The organism is Frigidibacter sp. RF13, assembly GCF_026626305.1.
Lineage (GTDB): Bacteria > Pseudomonadota > Alphaproteobacteria > Rhodobacterales > Rhodobacteraceae > TMP-24.
The window spans coordinates 19,358-33,861 of record NZ_JAPNUE010000008.1 but is presented as its reverse complement, the minus strand read 5'-3'; the positions used below and the strand labels follow the sequence as shown (position 1 = coordinate 33,861).

General features: G+C 61.9%; 12 protein-coding genes. 6 read left to right on the top strand and 6 right to left on the bottom strand.

What is annotated here, in order from left to right:
- Positions 1 to 11: 11 nt before the first annotated feature.
- Positions 12 to 1,547 carry a GumC family protein gene (locus OU426_RS14500; RefSeq protein ID WP_267634754.1) on the bottom strand — a complete coding sequence of 512 codons (1,536 nt, stop codon included), beginning with the start codon at positions 1,545 to 1,547 and terminating at the stop codon, positions 12 to 14.
- Entirely contained in the window at positions 1,544 to 2,434 is an 891-nt protein-coding gene (locus OU426_RS14495) for an ExeA family protein (protein WP_267634753.1), read from the bottom strand. Before OU426_RS14495 ends, OU426_RS14500 begins: the two co-directional genes overlap by 4 nt.
- Before the next feature lie 479 nt (positions 2,435 to 2,913).
- Between OU426_RS14495 and OU426_RS14490 the strand changes: the two genes are divergently transcribed.
- From OU426_RS14490 to OU426_RS14465, 6 genes are all read left to right on the top strand, one after another.
- Positions 2,914 to 3,582: a sugar transferase gene (locus tag OU426_RS14490; protein WP_267634752.1), complete on the top strand. Its 669-nt coding sequence runs from the start codon at positions 2,914 to 2,916 to the stop codon at positions 3,580 to 3,582.
- A 104-nt stretch (positions 3,583 to 3,686) separates the two neighbouring features.
- Positions 3,687 to 6,137 (top strand): tetratricopeptide repeat protein, encoded by a 2,451-nt coding sequence (locus tag OU426_RS14485; protein ID WP_267634751.1) that lies wholly within the window; start codon positions 3,687 to 3,689, stop codon positions 6,135 to 6,137.
- Between the two features lie 123 nt (positions 6,138 to 6,260).
- The gene (locus tag OU426_RS14480) at positions 6,261 to 6,893 is read left to right on the top strand and encodes a polysaccharide biosynthesis/export family protein (protein ID WP_267634750.1); all 633 of its coding nucleotides are present in this window, start codon (positions 6,261 to 6,263) and stop codon (positions 6,891 to 6,893) included.
- 15 nt (positions 6,894 to 6,908) lie between these two features.
- Positions 6,909 to 8,306, top strand: coding sequence for a putative outer membrane beta-barrel protein (locus OU426_RS14475; protein WP_267634749.1), 1,398 nt, complete (start codon positions 6,909 to 6,911; stop codon positions 8,304 to 8,306).
- Positions 8,307 to 8,439: 133 nt separating this feature from the next.
- Complete coding sequence (xrtD, locus tag OU426_RS14470) at positions 8,440 to 10,047, top strand: VPLPA-CTERM-specific exosortase XrtD (protein ID WP_267634748.1); 1,608 nt, start codon at positions 8,440 to 8,442, stop codon at positions 10,045 to 10,047.
- 61 nt (positions 10,048 to 10,108) lie between these two features.
- Complete coding sequence (locus tag OU426_RS14465; protein ID WP_267634747.1) at positions 10,109 to 10,720, top strand: rhomboid family intramembrane serine protease; 612 nt, start codon at positions 10,109 to 10,111, stop codon at positions 10,718 to 10,720.
- Here OU426_RS14465 and OU426_RS14460 read toward each other — a convergent pair.
- The 4 genes from OU426_RS14460 to OU426_RS14445 all read right to left on the bottom strand — a co-directional run bounded on the left by OU426_RS14460 (position 10,687) and on the right by OU426_RS14445 (position 14,410).
- On the bottom strand, positions 10,687 to 11,895 hold the full coding sequence (locus OU426_RS14460) for a glycosyltransferase family 4 protein (protein ID WP_267634746.1): 1,209 nt from the start codon (positions 11,893 to 11,895) through the stop codon (positions 10,687 to 10,689). The genes OU426_RS14465 and OU426_RS14460 overlap by 34 nt on opposite strands.
- Positions 11,896 to 11,932: 37 nt before the next feature.
- Positions 11,933 to 12,757 (bottom strand): esterase-like activity of phytase family protein, encoded by an 825-nt coding sequence (locus OU426_RS14455; protein ID WP_267634745.1) that lies wholly within the window; start codon positions 12,755 to 12,757, stop codon positions 11,933 to 11,935.
- Positions 12,758 to 12,833: 76 nt separating this feature from the next.
- A complete protein-coding gene (locus OU426_RS14450) occupies positions 12,834 to 13,001 on the bottom strand; it encodes a hypothetical protein (RefSeq protein ID WP_267634744.1) in 168 nt (55 codons plus the stop codon).
- A complete protein-coding gene (locus OU426_RS14445; protein ID WP_267634743.1) occupies positions 12,998 to 14,410 on the bottom strand; it encodes an oligosaccharide flippase family protein in 1,413 nt (470 codons plus the stop codon). Before OU426_RS14445 ends, OU426_RS14450 begins: the two co-directional genes overlap by 4 nt.
- Positions 14,411 to 14,504 lie beyond the last annotated feature (94 nt).

The following is a 14,504-nucleotide window of genomic DNA, read 5'->3' as shown; positions in this document are numbered from 1 at the left end:
CGCCGTCAACGTCAGAGACGGATACCAAATTGACGCGCCACCCGGTCGAGAAGGATATCGAGCGGCTGGTAGAAAACATGTACCGCGTAGATCATCGCGGGAATCCCGACCACCGCCATGAACATCATGCCGATGAACATTGACCGGCGCTGCAATGTCTCGGCCGGGGTGCGCATATAGGGGATGGTCACCAAAGGCGTTATGCCGAAGGCCGACACGATATCTTTCGGACGGCGGACCGCACGATTGAGAAGCTCGGTCAGGAAAATCGTGCCAAGCCCGAGTAACATGCCCATCGCCATGCCGCCGACCGCGATAAGCGGCCGGTTCGGCTTGGCTGGGCGGTTGGGAACCGTCGCGGCGTCAAGAACCGAAAGCTTCTCGCCCTTCGACAGGATCTCGATCCTTTCCCCGGCCGAGGCTTTCGACAGGTTGCCGACCGCGGCGTTATACTGCTGCTGAATGTTCGAATAGTCCCGGTTCAGCGCATCGAGCGCGATCTGGTTGGCGGGCGTCCGGTCGATCGTTTCCTGCAGCGCCTTCATCTGCTCGGCGATCTGGTCGCGGCTTTGGGTTTCCAACGCGATCTTTGAATCGATGTCGGCAAGCTGCACATCGAACATCGTGGCGGTTGGGTTCGCCGCGTCGGCGGGCGGCGCGGTCTGATTCTTCACGATCTCTTCGAGCTGGGCAATCTGGACTTGCAACAGCTTGACCTTGGGATGATCGGGCGCCAGCACTGCGAGCGTCTGGCGCAACTGATCGTTCAGCGTGGCGAGCTGCTTGGCCTCGGGCGTCTGCGGCGCGACCGCATTACCGACCTGACCGGTCGATTCATAGAGTGCCTTCAGACGCTCCCGCTGATCCTGCAGCTGGCGGATGTTCTGCTCGGCAGTGTCGAGCTTGCCCTGCAGCGTCGTCTGCTGGCTAAGCCGGAATGCCAGTGTCGAGGGCAGGGCGTCGGAGTTCTTGTTCTGGAAATCGAGGATCTTGGCGCTCAGCTGATCAAGCTCGGCACTCAGCCGCTTCACTTCCTGCTCAAAGAAATCGACGGTCGCCTCAGCGCTCTTGGTGCGCTGGTCGACATCTTCCTTCAGGATTTGCGTGACATATTCGTTGACCACCGCGGCGGCGACCTTGCCGGTGTCTGACGAGAACGTCAGGTTCATGATCGTCGCTTCGCCCTTGTTGGCACTCTTCTTGATCGTGGTCGAATCGCGCATTGCCTTCACCACCTCGTCGGGCGTCATCTTCTTGATATCCTTGAAGACATTCAGACGGTTGGCGATGTCGATCAGGTTCTGCCGCGTCATCAGCTTGTTCTCGATCAGCTGCAACTTTTCAAGGGCGGCGGCCTGAACGGTCGGCGCCGCGAGCGCGCCAGGGATGGTCGAGGATTCAAGCACGAGAAGCGAGGTCGCCTGGTAGACCGAGGGCAGAAGGAACGCAGCCGCGATCGCAGCGGCTGACACCAGTGCGGTGATGATGATGAAATAGTGAATCCGGCGGAGGAATACCGCGAAATAGAAGGACAGATCGAAGTTCATTTCCGTTTCTCTTCCTCAGCCGCGATCTGCGCGGCGAAAAACACGCCATCATCCAGCACAGATTGTACCACCTGCGCGTCGACATGATGATGATCCGTGCTCCATGCGTAAAGCAATGCCATGTCACACAATTGATTGATGAGCCGCGGCACGCCGCGCGTCGCCTTGTGGATCAGCGCCGCCGCTTCGGGCGTGATTTCCGCCCCGGTCCCGCCAGCGGCGCGCAGCCGGTAAGAGATCAGCTCGCCCACTGCCTTTTCATCGAGCGGCATGAGATGGAAGCTCGCCGCGATGCGCTGTGCCAGCTGGCGCAGGGACGGGTCGAGCACCATGTCGCGCAGTTCCGGCTGACCGACCAGCACGAGCTGGATCACCTCATCCTTGCCGGAGTTGATGTTGGTCAGCATCCTGAGTTCTTCGAGGCTTTCAGGCGACAGGTTCTGTGCCTCGTCGAAGATCAGGACGACCCTTCGACCGGCGGCGTATTCGTCGATCAGAAAATCCTGCAATTGCTGAAACAGCTGCACATAGCCGACCACCGGGTTGAAGCGCACGCCGAGTGCGTTCAGGACCCACTGGATCAGCTCGCCCCGGCCACCTTGTGCGTTCGAGATCAGGCCGACCGTGACCTTGGCGCCGAACTGGCGCAAAAGCTCGCGCAGTAGCGTGGTCTTGCCGCAACCGACGCCACCGGTCACCAGTGTAATGGGTGCGCGCGACAGGATACCGAATTCGAGAACCGAATAGGCGCGCCGATGTTGCGCCGACCAGAACAGGAAATCCGGATCGGGGACGAGCGTGAACGGCCTCTCCCGGAATCCGAAGAAATCCATGTAGAAGCCGATGTTGCCCGCGTCTTCTGCTCTGGTCTCCACGACCTTGTTCATCCGATCTTCCACCGTCGCCGCATCTACCCTGCGCGCTGTCACCCGGCAAAGCAAGGTCACAGAAGGGCTTACGTCTCCCTGCTCACATCAGTTCGTCAACTTGATGGCGATCCTATGCAAGCCTGCCCGGACATATGGCGAGCCGCTCTTGATTCGGCCACGATTGCTGACTTTCCGGCCCTTCCCCGCGCAAGAAGCCACATTGATGCCGTCATTGTTTCCAATCGGCAGCCTATTCGTGCTGCGCGTTGGCGTTTTGCGCCCTGGCGCTGGCAAAGTCCATCGGAATTGGCGGGAATCCTCCCGGGCCTGCTACACATGGCCAAATCTTCTTTTGTCGGTGGCGGCGAAGGTGTATCAAAAAGGTGGGAGGGGGCTCTCCCGTCAGTTTTCAACTTTCCACGGCCCTGGGGCCGCCAAAGATATTGTTTCGATCAAGCTGGGAACCAGTGCGACTTATGACCATGCAGTTTAATGACATGACCGACGAAATTCATTCGGCCTCGGCGCCGCTGGGGCAGGTTGCTCTCCCGGCGCGGCAAGGAGCTTATCGCAGGTTCTTCAAGCGCTTTCTCGATGTGACGATTGTGCTGGCTTCGGCTATCATCGTGGCGCCGCTCGTGGCGCTTCTTGCGCTGATCGTGATGATGGACGGCGAGAACCCGTTCTATGCCAGCGACCGGGTCGGCAAAGGCGGGCGCAGTTTCCGGATGATCAAGCTCCGGACCATGGTCGCGGGTGCCGACAAGCGGCTGGAGGGGTATCTGGCGGCGAACCCCGAGGCGCGGCGCGAATGGGATGCGACGCAGAAACTGAAGTACGATCCGCGGGTGACGATGCTCGGCCGCTTCCTTCGCAAATCCTCGCTCGATGAACTGCCGCAACTGTGGAACGTGCTCATGGGCCAGATGTCGCTCGTAGGCCCAAGGCCCATGATGCCCGAGCAGCGCGAGCTTTACCCCGGCCTTGCCTATTATGGGCTGCGCCCGGGCATTTCCGGTCTCTGGCAGATCTCCGACCGCAACAGCTGCACCTTCGCCAAGCGCGCGGAATTCGACAATGACTATGATCGCGTCTTGTCTTTCCGTACCGATCTGGCGATCCTTCTGAAGACTTTCGGTGCGGTTGCGAAGGGGACTGGGTACTAGTTCAATCTTGTTATCGTGAAGCAGAGAGCGCTATGCCCTTGCGTGAAACTGCTGAGTGTGGTTTCGGCGTGCCGGTCGCGCTGGCAAGGTGAGCTGAATCCGTGATGAGACGACGCCTGTCCCTTACCCTCGCCCTTGTCGCGACAATGGCGCTGCTCGCAGCCTGCGACACCGCAGAACAGCGGGCGGAGCGGCATTTCAATGCGGGGCTTGAATATCTGCAGGCGGGCGATATCGACCGCGCGCTTGTCGAATTTCGCAATGTCTTCAAACTGAACGGCGAACATCACGATGCCCGTCTCGCCTATGCCGAGGCAGAACGCGGGCGCGGCAACCTGCGCGAGGCCTACAGCCAGTATCTGCGACTGATCGAGCAATATCCCAACGATGTCGCCGGGTTGAAGGCGTTGTCGGAGATGGCCGCGGACAGCGGTGAATGGGTCGATGCCGAGACTTTCGTGACGCGCGCGCTTGCTGCGGCGCCGGACGACCTTGCCCTGCAGGCGACGCGGCTGCTCGTGACCTACGGTCAGGCAGTGGAGCGCAGCGACAGCGCGGCGATCCTCAAGTCGGTCGACGCAGCGCGCGCGCTGCGCGAAAAGACGCCGGAAAACCTGACGCTTTACAAAGTCATCATCGACGACCTTATCCGCGGCCAGTCACTGTCTGAGGCACTTGGTGAGTTGAACAAGGCTATCGCCATCGCACCGACGGAGAAGCTGTTTTACGCACAACGTTTATCGGTCAACGCGGCGCTGCAAGACAATGCTGCGGTGGAGCGCGGCCTGATCGAGATGATCGAGGTCTTTCCCAAGGCGCCCGAGATGCCCGAGGCGCTGTTGCGGTGGTATCTCTCGCGCAAGGATTTTGACAAGGCCGAAGCCTTCCTGCGCCAAAGATCGACCGACTTTCCCGATGACTTGCAGAACCTCACCTCGCTGGTCAGGTTCCTCGGCGAGTATCGTGGGGCCGACGCCGCCCTCGCCGAGCTCGACCGGCTGATCGAGAGCGGTCAGCAGGCCACCGTTTTCCGCTCGGCCCGCGCCGGTTTCCATTTCGACCAGGGCGACCGCGATGGCGCAATCGCCGAGATGGAAGCTTTGCTCGATGATGTGGACGATGCCGACGAGGCACGTTCGGTCAGGGTCGCGCTCGCACGGATGAAGCTTGCGGTTGGCGACAGCGACGGGGCACGGGCGCTGGTTGACGAGGTATTGTCCGAGGATTCCGGGAATGTCGAGGCGATCAAGCTGAGGGCCACCTGGCAGATCATGGATGACGATGCCAGTGACGCAGTTGCCATTCTCAGGGATGCAGTCGATCAGAACCCGCGTGACGCATCACTTCTGACGCTGATGGCACAGGCATATGAGCGCGATGGCCAGCGTGACCTGATGCGCGACACGCTTGCTCAGGCCGTCGGGGCGTCCGGTCGCGCTCCTGCGGAATCTCTGCGGTATGCGCAGCTCCTCGCGTCCGAGAACAAGCTTCTGCCGGCCGAGGGCGTCCTGGTCGAGGCCCTGCGCCTGTCACCGGGAAACGCCGCTTTGCTGGTGCCGCTCGGACAGCTCTATGTCGCGCTGCAGGATTGGCCGCGCGCCGAGGCGGTCGTGCGAGAATTGGAGAAGCAGAAGGATCCGCGGCTGGCCAACGACATCGGTGCGATCCGCGCCTCCATTCTGCAGGGGCAGCAAAAGGCGGGCGACGCGCTCGACTATCTGGAACGTCTGGCCAGCACCGAAGGCAAGCGTACCGACGCAAAGGTCGCCGTCCTGCGCAACCATCTGGCCAACGGCCGCAATGCCGAAGCGCTGGCCTATGCCGCGAAGATCCTCGCCGAGGATCCCGACAACAAGGATGTGCAGTTCATTCATGCGACGGTCCTGGCGCTGACCGGCGATCAAAAGGGTGCCGAGAGTGAATATCGTGCACTCCTCGTCCAGTCGCCCGACCGCACCGATATTTGGATGGCGCTGGTCCGGGCAGTGGCGCTCGATCCGGTCCGCCGTGAGGAAGCACTGGCGCTGCTCGATCAGGCTTTGACCATCAACCCCAGCTCGGGCGAACTGCGGTGGGCCAAGGCGGGCATCCTGGAAGGCAAGGGCGATATCGAAGGCGCGATCGCCATATACGAAGCGCTCTATCAGGAGAATTCGGCGAACCCGATCGTCGCCAACAACCTCGCGAGCCTTCTGTCCAGTTATCGTACGGACGCCGACAGTCTGCGGCGGGCCGAAATTATCGCGCGGCGTCTGCGCTCCAGCGACGTACCCGCCTATCAGGACACTTATGGCTGGATCGCATATCTCAACGGCAATTTCGCGGATGCGCTGCGCGAGCTGGAGAAGGCCGCGGCGGGACTGCCTAGAGACCCGATGGTGCAGTATCATCTGGCGATGACCTATAAGGCCGCCGGCGCGAATGCAGACGCTGCGAACAGATTCGCCGCCGCGCTGGCACTTGTCTCCGAAGACGATTCGCGGACTTTCGTGATTTCGGCGAAAGAAGAACTCGAAAGGCTCAAAGCCGCCGGATTTGCCCCCGATAAGCCATAAAGGTGTTGCAGCGCGGGCACGAACGTTGCGATCGAGGTTACGAACCGTTTCGAGTCCCGTTAATGTTTTGAAAAAGAACGGCCCGCTTCTAATCTGGGTCCGATCAAAAGATAGGGTGCCAAAATGCTCAGAACCCTCTTCGGCCTTCTCCTGGCCCTCATGCTCGCGCCGATGGCGCTTGCCCAGACCTATAGAATCCAGTCCGGCGATGTGCTGAACATGGAAATCCTTGAGGATCCGAGCCTCAACCGGAACCTCCTGGTGCTGCCCGACGGCACGGTCAGCCTGCCGCTTGTCGGCGCGATCAAGGCCAGCGGCCAGTCGATCGACAGCATGCGTTCCGCGATCTCTGCGGCGCTCGCGTCAAAATTCGCCGCTCCGCCCACGGTGTTCCTGTCGGTCGGACAGCTCAACCCGACGACGCAGGCCGTTGCCAATGCGGCGGCCGGTCTTGCGGCGCAGAATGTCACGCAATCGGGCACGATGTCGGTCTATGCGATGGGCGAATTCAACAAGCCCGGCCGGCTGGACGTGGTTCCCGGGACCACGCTTCTGCAGTTCCTGGCCGAAAACGGCGGCCTGACGCGCTTTGCGGCAACAAAGCGCATTCAACTGCGCCGGGCGGATTCCAAAACCGGCAAGGAAACGGTATACAACTATAACTACAAGGCAGTGCAGCAGGGTGCGAGTGCGCCGGTCATCGTTCTGCGTCAGGGCGATGTGATCGTGGTACCGGAGCGTCGCCTCTTCGAATAACAGGCAGGATATCGGGTGGGATCAACGACGAGCAGACTGGCGGTCATCGCCGCACTCGCAACACTCTGGCCGACCTACGCCTCCCCTCAACAGGGAGGCGCAGGTGCATCCGGAGGGCTTCAGGTCGACATAGGCGTCAGTACGACGCTTAAGTATGACGACAATTTCTCGATGACGCCCGGTGGCGGCACCGGCGATACCGTGATCTCCGATACCAAGCTGAGCTTCGGCCTCACCAGCAAGAATTCGGCCCACGATCTGTCGATCCTCGCGACGGGTGTCCTGCGCTTTGCCGATATTCCTGGCCGTTCGGTCCGCGGGTTTGAAGACCCCACGCTGAAGCTGCGCTATGTCACCGACAGCGTGAACAGCCGCCTGACCCTGACCGGCAGCTACCGTGACGTCGACCGCGACTTTCTCAATCCTTTCCAAGTCGAGCGAGAAGAGCAGCAGTTCGGAACGCTGGTCGGCAATGGCGGCTCTTTGCGCGACACGAACCTCGGCCTGAAATACGAGGTCGGCCTGACCGCGCCGCTTGGCTTCACGCTCGACCTCAAGCACGCCGAGAAGGATTACAGCAACGTCGTCAATCCGCGCATCTTCGACACAGAGACCAACAGCGCGACCGGCACGCTGAGCTTCCGGCTGAGCCCGGTCGCGACCGCGCGCCTTGTCGCGGGCCTATCGCGCTATGAGGCGAACGACGCATTCCAGACCGAGCGGACAACGAAGGACCTGTCGCTGGGCCTGGCATATGAGATCAATTCGGTGCTGACTTTTGACGGCCAGATCGGCCTGACGGATGTGGAAACCGTCCGCAATACCGGCACGAACAACCGAGATGGCGTGTCAAGCGATCTGAGGCTGACCAAGGCGCTGCCGAACGGTTCTGCCTTCGGGGCCTTCAGATCTTCCGTCAACCAGAACGGCCGCCGCTCCACCCTGACCTTCGGGCGTGACCTGCAACTGCCACGCGGCAATCTCCGCGCCTCGCTTGGCGTCACAGACGGCGATATCGGCGATATGGGCTGGATCGCTTCGGTCGCCTACAGCATCCAGATGCCGTCCGACACGCTGACACTGTCGCTCGACCGAACCGCCTCGACGAACAACAATGACCAGGAGGTGGTCGATACCAGGATCGGCGTCAATTACACACATCCGATCGATACGCTGTCGCGCCTCCGGCTCAGCCTCGACTGGGGTGAGCAGGACACGAGCACCAGCATTTTCGCAGCGGGTGACACGGTCGAACTGACGACGCTTCAGGCGACCTACAGCCGCGACCTGACCGCCGACTGGAACCTGACGGGGGGCGTCGAGTACCGTCTGCGCAAGGAAACCGGGCTCGCCGACGCGGATTCGACATCGCTCTTCGTGACGCTAGGCCGGAATTTCAGCTACCGCCCGTGAAACGGAATATCGACCCCGGCCCCGATTGTTTCGGGGCACGGCCTGTCCGCCCCTCTCTGGCCCTCGCGCGCGGATTTGATTACCGCCGCATAGGGTTTTGGCCTATAAGCCTTAGCGTAATTTGCGGATTCTGATGACAGAGACTTCCGGCATAGGCAGCCCGTCCACTTGCCCCGGATCGGCCTTCGCGCTGAACCCGGCGGGCTTTGGCCTGTTCGTGCTTCTTTGCCTCGTCTCGCTGCCGATCTTCTGGATCGGCTTCCGCTCGCTTGCTGCCGCCTGGTCAACCGCCGAATACAGCCACGGCCCGCTTATCCCGCTGATCTCGCTTTATCTCTTCTTGCGCGAATTGCGACGCGAGCCCCCGTCCGCGACTCAAGCACGCGATGGCTGGCCGGGTCTTCTTCTGATCGCCGCGTCGCTTCTGTTGGCGCTTCTGGGCAATTTCATGCGCGTGCCCGACATCGTGACCTACGCATTCATCTTCTGGGTCTCGGGCGTGGTGATCGCAATCTTCGGCTGGCGGCGCGGGCGGCGCCATCAGCTGCCGGTCTTTCATCTGGTCTTCATGCTGCCTCTGCCGCAGATCCTCTACTGGAAGCTTACGATCTTTCTGCAATGGATATCTTCGGCGATCGGGGTCTGGTTCGTCAGCCTCGCAGGCGTCGCCGTCTATCTGGAAGGCAATGTGATCGACCTCGGGGTCTACAAGCTCCAGGTGGCCGAAGCCTGTTCGGGCCTGCGCTACCTCTTTCCGATCCTCAGCTTTTCCTACCTCTTCTCGATCCTCTATCGTGGTCCCCTTTGGCACAAGATCGTGCTTCTTCTGTCGGCCGCGCCGATAACCGTCCTGATGAATTCGTTCCGTATCGGGGTGATTGGGATCCTCGTCGACCGCTACGGGATCGAACAGGCCGAAGGTTTCCTGCATTTCTTCGAAGGCTGGGTGGTTTTCCTCCTCTGCGTCCTCATCCTCTTCGGCATGGCTATCGCGCTGCAGCGGCTGACGCCCAATCCGAAGCCCCTCTCAGAGGCGATTGACCTCGACTTCGAAGGGTTCGGCCGGATCCTTGCACGGGTGCTGACACTACGCCCCACATTGTTCCTTGCTGGCGCGGTGATGCTTACGGGCGCTGTCTCGGGCGCCTGGCACTTCGCTCCCGCGAAGGCGGTGATCGAGCCCGCGCGCACCAACTTGTCGCTATACCCGCGCGAGATCGCGGGTTGGTCTGGCTATAGCCAGCGGCTTGAGCCGGATATCGAAAAGGTGCTCGCCGCCGACGATTACGTGAACACGGTCTACAAGGCGCCCGCAGAGAAGGACGTCGTGGCGATGTTCGTCGCCTATTACCGCAAGCAGACCGAAGGGCAGGGCATCCATTCGCCTGAGGTCTGCCTGCCGTCGGGCGGTTGGGAAATCTTCAGCCTGCAATCGGTGCCGGTGGACATGACGGCGGCGGGCTACGGCACCTTCGCCGCCAACCGCGCAATCATCCAGAAAGGGCTGATGAAGCAGCTGGTCTATTACTGGTTCGAGGGGCGCGGAGCGCGCGAGACCAACGATTTCCGCGCCAAGCTGAACGTGCTTTACGACAGCCTCGCCAAGGGGCGCACCGACGGCGCGCTCGTGCGCTATGTCACGCCGATCAACCCGGGCGAGACCGAGGCTGAGGCCGAGGCGCGCCTTCTGCGTTTCATGGCCGAAAGCCTGAAACCTCTGCCGAAATACGTGCCTTTCTGATTTGACCCAGGTTCCGGTAACCGGGCGGGGAAGGGGGCCGGGCGGCCGGCCCGGTCCGGGCGTGCTTTGGCTGATCCTGATCCTCTGCCTCTTGCCGGAGCTCGCGGCCAGTGCGTCGGACTTCGGCCTTCTGCCGGTGCGCTACCTGCGCCTGATGCTTGCCGACCGGTTCGCCTTCTGGCCAGCGCCGCCGCAGTGGGCAGCCTATCCCGGGCAGACCGTCCTGATCTATCTCAGCTATGCTTTCCTGCACGCCAACCCGCTGCATCTTCTGATGAACATGCTGGCGCTTTTCCCGCTTGGCCGCTCGCCTGCCGCGCGGCTCGGGCGCTGGCGTTTCCTCGCCCTCTATCTTGCCCTCGCGGTGGCGGGCGGGCTCGGCTATGCGCTCTTGCAACGCGACGGCCAGCCGATGGTCGGCGCCTCCGGTGCGCTCTTCGGCCTCTACGCGCTTGTTCTGGGCTGGCGCTTCCGCCTTTTCGCCGACCGGCGCCGCGCACAGCGCTGGATGGTGCGGCAGCTTGCCCTGATCGCCCTTCTGAATGGCGCGCTCACGCTGGCGATCCCTGAAACCATCGCCTGGCAGGCCCATCTCGGCGGCTTTCTTGCCGGGCTCGTCTTCGCCTGGGTCCTGCCGCCTCAGCGGCCGAGCTTGGCGAATATCCGGTCATAGGCGGCCAGCAGCTTCGGTGACGAATGGGCCCAGCTCAACTCCCGCAACACCCGTTCCCGGCCAGTCCGCCCCATCTCGCGCCGCCGTTCGGGCGCGTCCATCAGAAGGGCGATCTTCGCGGCGAAATCGACCGGATCGTTCGCACTTGCGTAGACCGACGCCTCGCCTGCTGAGGCACGGCCTTCCTTCAGGTCGAACTGTACCACCGGCTTTTCCAGCGTCATATATTCCATGACCTTGTTCATGGTGGAAATGTCGTTCATCTCATTCTTCGGGTCGGGGCTGACGCCGATGTCGCAGGAATTGAGCGCGCGCAGCAGGTCATCGCCATAGAGCGCCCCGGTGAAGGTGAAATGTTCCGACAGGCCCCGCGCTGCGACATCAGCCTCGACGTTCGGCAATTCCGGCCCGAAACCGACGATCAGGAAATGCACGTCCGCGCGCCCCATCGCCCGGATCAGATGGTCGGCGGCGGCCACCAGAAGGTCCATCCCCTCCTGCTGGCCGATCACGCCCACATAGCCCAGAACCGTGCCCGCCCCCTTGCGCATCGCGGGGTCGGCGGGGCGGATCTCGAACTTCTCGATCTTGGGCGCCGAGCGGACGACAAACACGTCCTCCGCCGCCATCCGCCCGCGCCTCAGCGCGATCTCACGGAAACTTTCATTGGTGGCGATCGAGACCGAGGCGGTCCAGAAGGTCATCTTCTCCCAGATCAGCATGACCGTGTAGAGAAGCCCCTTCTTGCCGAATTTCGCCTCGAACAGTTCCGGGCAGACATCGTGATGGTCGAACAGGTACCGCACGCCCCTTGGCCGGTACCACCAGGCCAGAAGGAAGATCAGGTCGGGCGGGTTGCAGCCTTGGATCACATCGAACCCGCGCTCGCGCCGCACCTTGCGGGCCAGCCGAAACCAGTGGACCAGCGAATGCAGATATTCCCGCGCATAGGCGACGGCGCCGGAATGGGCCTCGACCGGCTCGGGATAGCGGTAGATATGGATGCCCTCGATTTCTTCATACTGCTTGTCCCAGCCGCGCCCGGTGGGGCAGATCACGCTGACCTCATAACCCGCTGCCTTCAGTGTCGTGGCTTCCAGCCAGACGCGCCGGTCCAAAGGCACGGGCAGGTTTTCGACGACGATCAGGATGCGCCGCCCGTTCGGTGAAGTCATCTCAAGGGCTCCGGTTTCACTCGTCCAACGCAGTACCTCACGGGCTTTGCCCCTGCAAAGCCCCAACGGGCAATTCGAACTCTGCGATGACGGTCGGGATCAAAGAGATGAAATTGTTGTCCGAAATCAGCGTGGCGATCATGCGCCCCGCCGGATCACGCCAGACATCCATTCCTTCGAAGTCGCCAAACGCGCCCGCTTCGGTCTGCAGAAGAACCTCGGGCGCTCCGAACCGCTCGCCCTCTGCCGCGTAGGCGGAAATCCGGGTCTGATAGCCCGACAGGATCGAATAGGCTCGTTCCAGCACATAGAGCCGCCCGTCGGGGCCGAAATCAGCGTCAACCGCATCGAAAGCGCCATCCGTAGAAAGCACCGGGCCCGCCACCCAAGTTCGCCCACCACGATAGGCAAAGGTCGCATAGCCATCGGCGGCGGGCACCTCAAGAAGCGTCATCACCCGCCCGTCCCCGCTCAGGGCGAGCGACTCCATGCTCTTGTTTCCCCAGTTCGCTCGAAACCGGTCCCAGTCGTTCAGCGGCTCGGGCTGCATCGCAGGCGGACGGAAGCGTGCGACACGGGCATAGCTTTCGAAGGCGACGAGGATCGCGCCGTCCGGCTCTACCCGCACCGCCTCGGCGTCGCCATGAAAGCCGCGCGCAGGCTGGCCGTGGTTGTCAATGAAGCGCGCCGCATCGGTTGCCTCGAAGCCGGAGATCACGCCAGCCATGTCCCGCAGGATGCGGCCGCTGACCAGTACGCCGTGATCGCTGACAGCGAAGAAATCCCGTCCGGGTTCCCTGAAGGCAAATCCCGACAGCCCGCCGAACTCGGGCGAATTGTCGGTCCAGTTGACAAAGCCCATAAGCCGCGCCTCCCCGGCGCCATCGGCTCCGGCGGCGCGGGCCGCCGCCCAAATAAATGCCGCGATGAGGCTGCGCTTAGTGCCCGTGCTTGGCAAAGGCGTTCTCCGGTGCCTCCGGCGGCAGCCGGTCGAGCGCCATGGGCGGCGTTGGCAGTCCGCTGACCGCTACGACGATTGTCATCGCCTGACGGTCGATCGCGACCGAGACCGCGCGCGGCCCTAGCAGGTCTCGCGGACGGTTCACCGGCGCCCCCGCCACCATTCGACTGCGAAATGCCTGAGCCCCGTCATGGTCAGAAGTGAGATGATCCCGAGCAGGAACGTCACCAGAAGCCCCCAATGCAGATGGTCCAGCATAGAACTCACCGGCGGATGGGCAAAGCCGTCATAGATGGCAAAGCCGGTCAGTGCCGCGCTCAGACAGACCGGGATGGTCAGGGGGCCGAGGCGTATCCCTGCCCATTTCTTCGCGAGCGACATCGAGAGTGCAAAGGCCAGCGCCTCGGCCACGCAGACGATCCAGATGATGGTAAATATGTCCCCGGTCCGGATCGCCACCCACCAGGACAAGGGCAGAGAAGCGACGCGGATCAGGTTGCACCACATCGAACTTTGCGACTTGCCGATCGCCAGCGCCACGATATTCGCGCCGTTCTTGGCAATGCGTATCGCCTGCAGCGCGGCGATCGGCACCAGCACACCGAGGATCGACAGATATTTGGGCCCGAGCAGCAGGTAAGTGAGCGGCCCGCCGACGATGGCCGCCCCCATCATCAAAAGCACGGCGATGGCGATATTGGATTCGATTGCAGCGATCGACAGGCGCTGGAAAGAGGCGCGATCCTCCCGCGCCGCGGTCAGCTGCGGCAGAAACAGCGACTGGAACGAGTTTGCCAGAACGATCGTCGGGGTCAGCGTCAACGTGAAGGCCATCGAGAAAAAGGCGAACTGCGTCACTCCCAGTTCCCTCAGCACGATCAGCCGCTCGCCGTTGAAAGCGCCGAAGATCAGTGCGCCGTCCAGAAGCAGCGGCCAGCCGAAGAGCGCCGCATGTTTCATCAGTCCGAAATCGAACGTCAGCCTGTAGGGCCGCTTTGCCGTCAGATGCGTTGTCGCCACCATGGCAATCGCCTGGGCGAACAGCGCAAAGAGCATGATCCGGTAATCGCCGAACATCAGCGCCAGCGGCCAGAGCGACAGGACCGAGACAAAGGCCGGGACCGAGTTCACCAGAACCGTCGGCGTGAAGTTCATATGCCGCCGCTCACGGTGCACGTCATAATGCTGAAAGCCGTTGATGAACGGGATCAGCGCCAGAATCTCATAACTCCAGGCCACTCGCTCAACGCCTAGAAACTGCGCATAAGGGTAAGCGATGAGGAAGAGGATGATGGCGGAAAACGTGCCGCGCAGAACCTGAAAGCCCTGCATCGCCGCCTGGAAATGCGGATTGTCGCCATCCTTGTCGACCACCATCAACTGGTTGAGGCCGAGGTAGGACAACATCTCCACCACCGACATCGAGATCGCATAGGTCGAGGCGATCCCATAATTCTCCGGGCTCATCAGCCGCGCGACGATCAGGTTGCGCAGGAGGAGGAAGATCGAGGCAAAGGCATTGCCCGACACCACCAGGATTGCTTTCTTCAGCATGATCGGGGGTGGGGCCTTTGTATCATCGGAGGTTGCCAAAGGTTTTCAACGCATTCGGCCCTGTTCGCAAGCAGGGATCGCGGGCGCGCGGGTG

What these genes read in the sequence shown, in the direction of transcription:
- xrtD (WP_267634748.1), top strand. Translation starts at nt 8,440, where the DNA reads ATGACAGAGACTTCCGGCATAGGCAGCCCGTCCACTTGCCCCGGATCG.
- OU426_RS14490 (WP_267634752.1), top strand. Translation starts at nt 2,914, where the DNA reads ATGACCGACGAAATTCATTCGGCCTCGGCGCCGCTGGGGCAGGTTGCT.
- OU426_RS14500 (WP_267634754.1), bottom strand. Translation starts at nt 1,547, where the DNA reads ATGAACTTCGATCTGTCCTTCTATTTCGCGGTATTCCTCCGCCGGATT.
- OU426_RS14445 (WP_267634743.1), bottom strand. Translation starts at nt 14,410, where the DNA reads ATGCTGAAGAAAGCAATCCTGGTGGTGTCGGGCAATGCCTTTGCCTCG.
- OU426_RS14495 (WP_267634753.1), bottom strand. Translation starts at nt 2,434, where the DNA reads ATGAACAAGGTCGTGGAGACCAGAGCAGAAGACGCGGGCAACATCGGC.
- OU426_RS14485 (WP_267634751.1), top strand. Translation starts at nt 3,687, where the DNA reads ATGAGACGACGCCTGTCCCTTACCCTCGCCCTTGTCGCGACAATGGCG.
- OU426_RS14480 (WP_267634750.1), top strand. Translation starts at nt 6,261, where the DNA reads ATGCTCAGAACCCTCTTCGGCCTTCTCCTGGCCCTCATGCTCGCGCCG.
- OU426_RS14455 (WP_267634745.1), bottom strand. Translation starts at nt 12,757, where the DNA reads ATGGGCTTTGTCAACTGGACCGACAATTCGCCCGAGTTCGGCGGGCTG.
- OU426_RS14460 (WP_267634746.1), bottom strand. Translation starts at nt 11,895, where the DNA reads ATGACTTCACCGAACGGGCGGCGCATCCTGATCGTCGTCGAAAACCTG.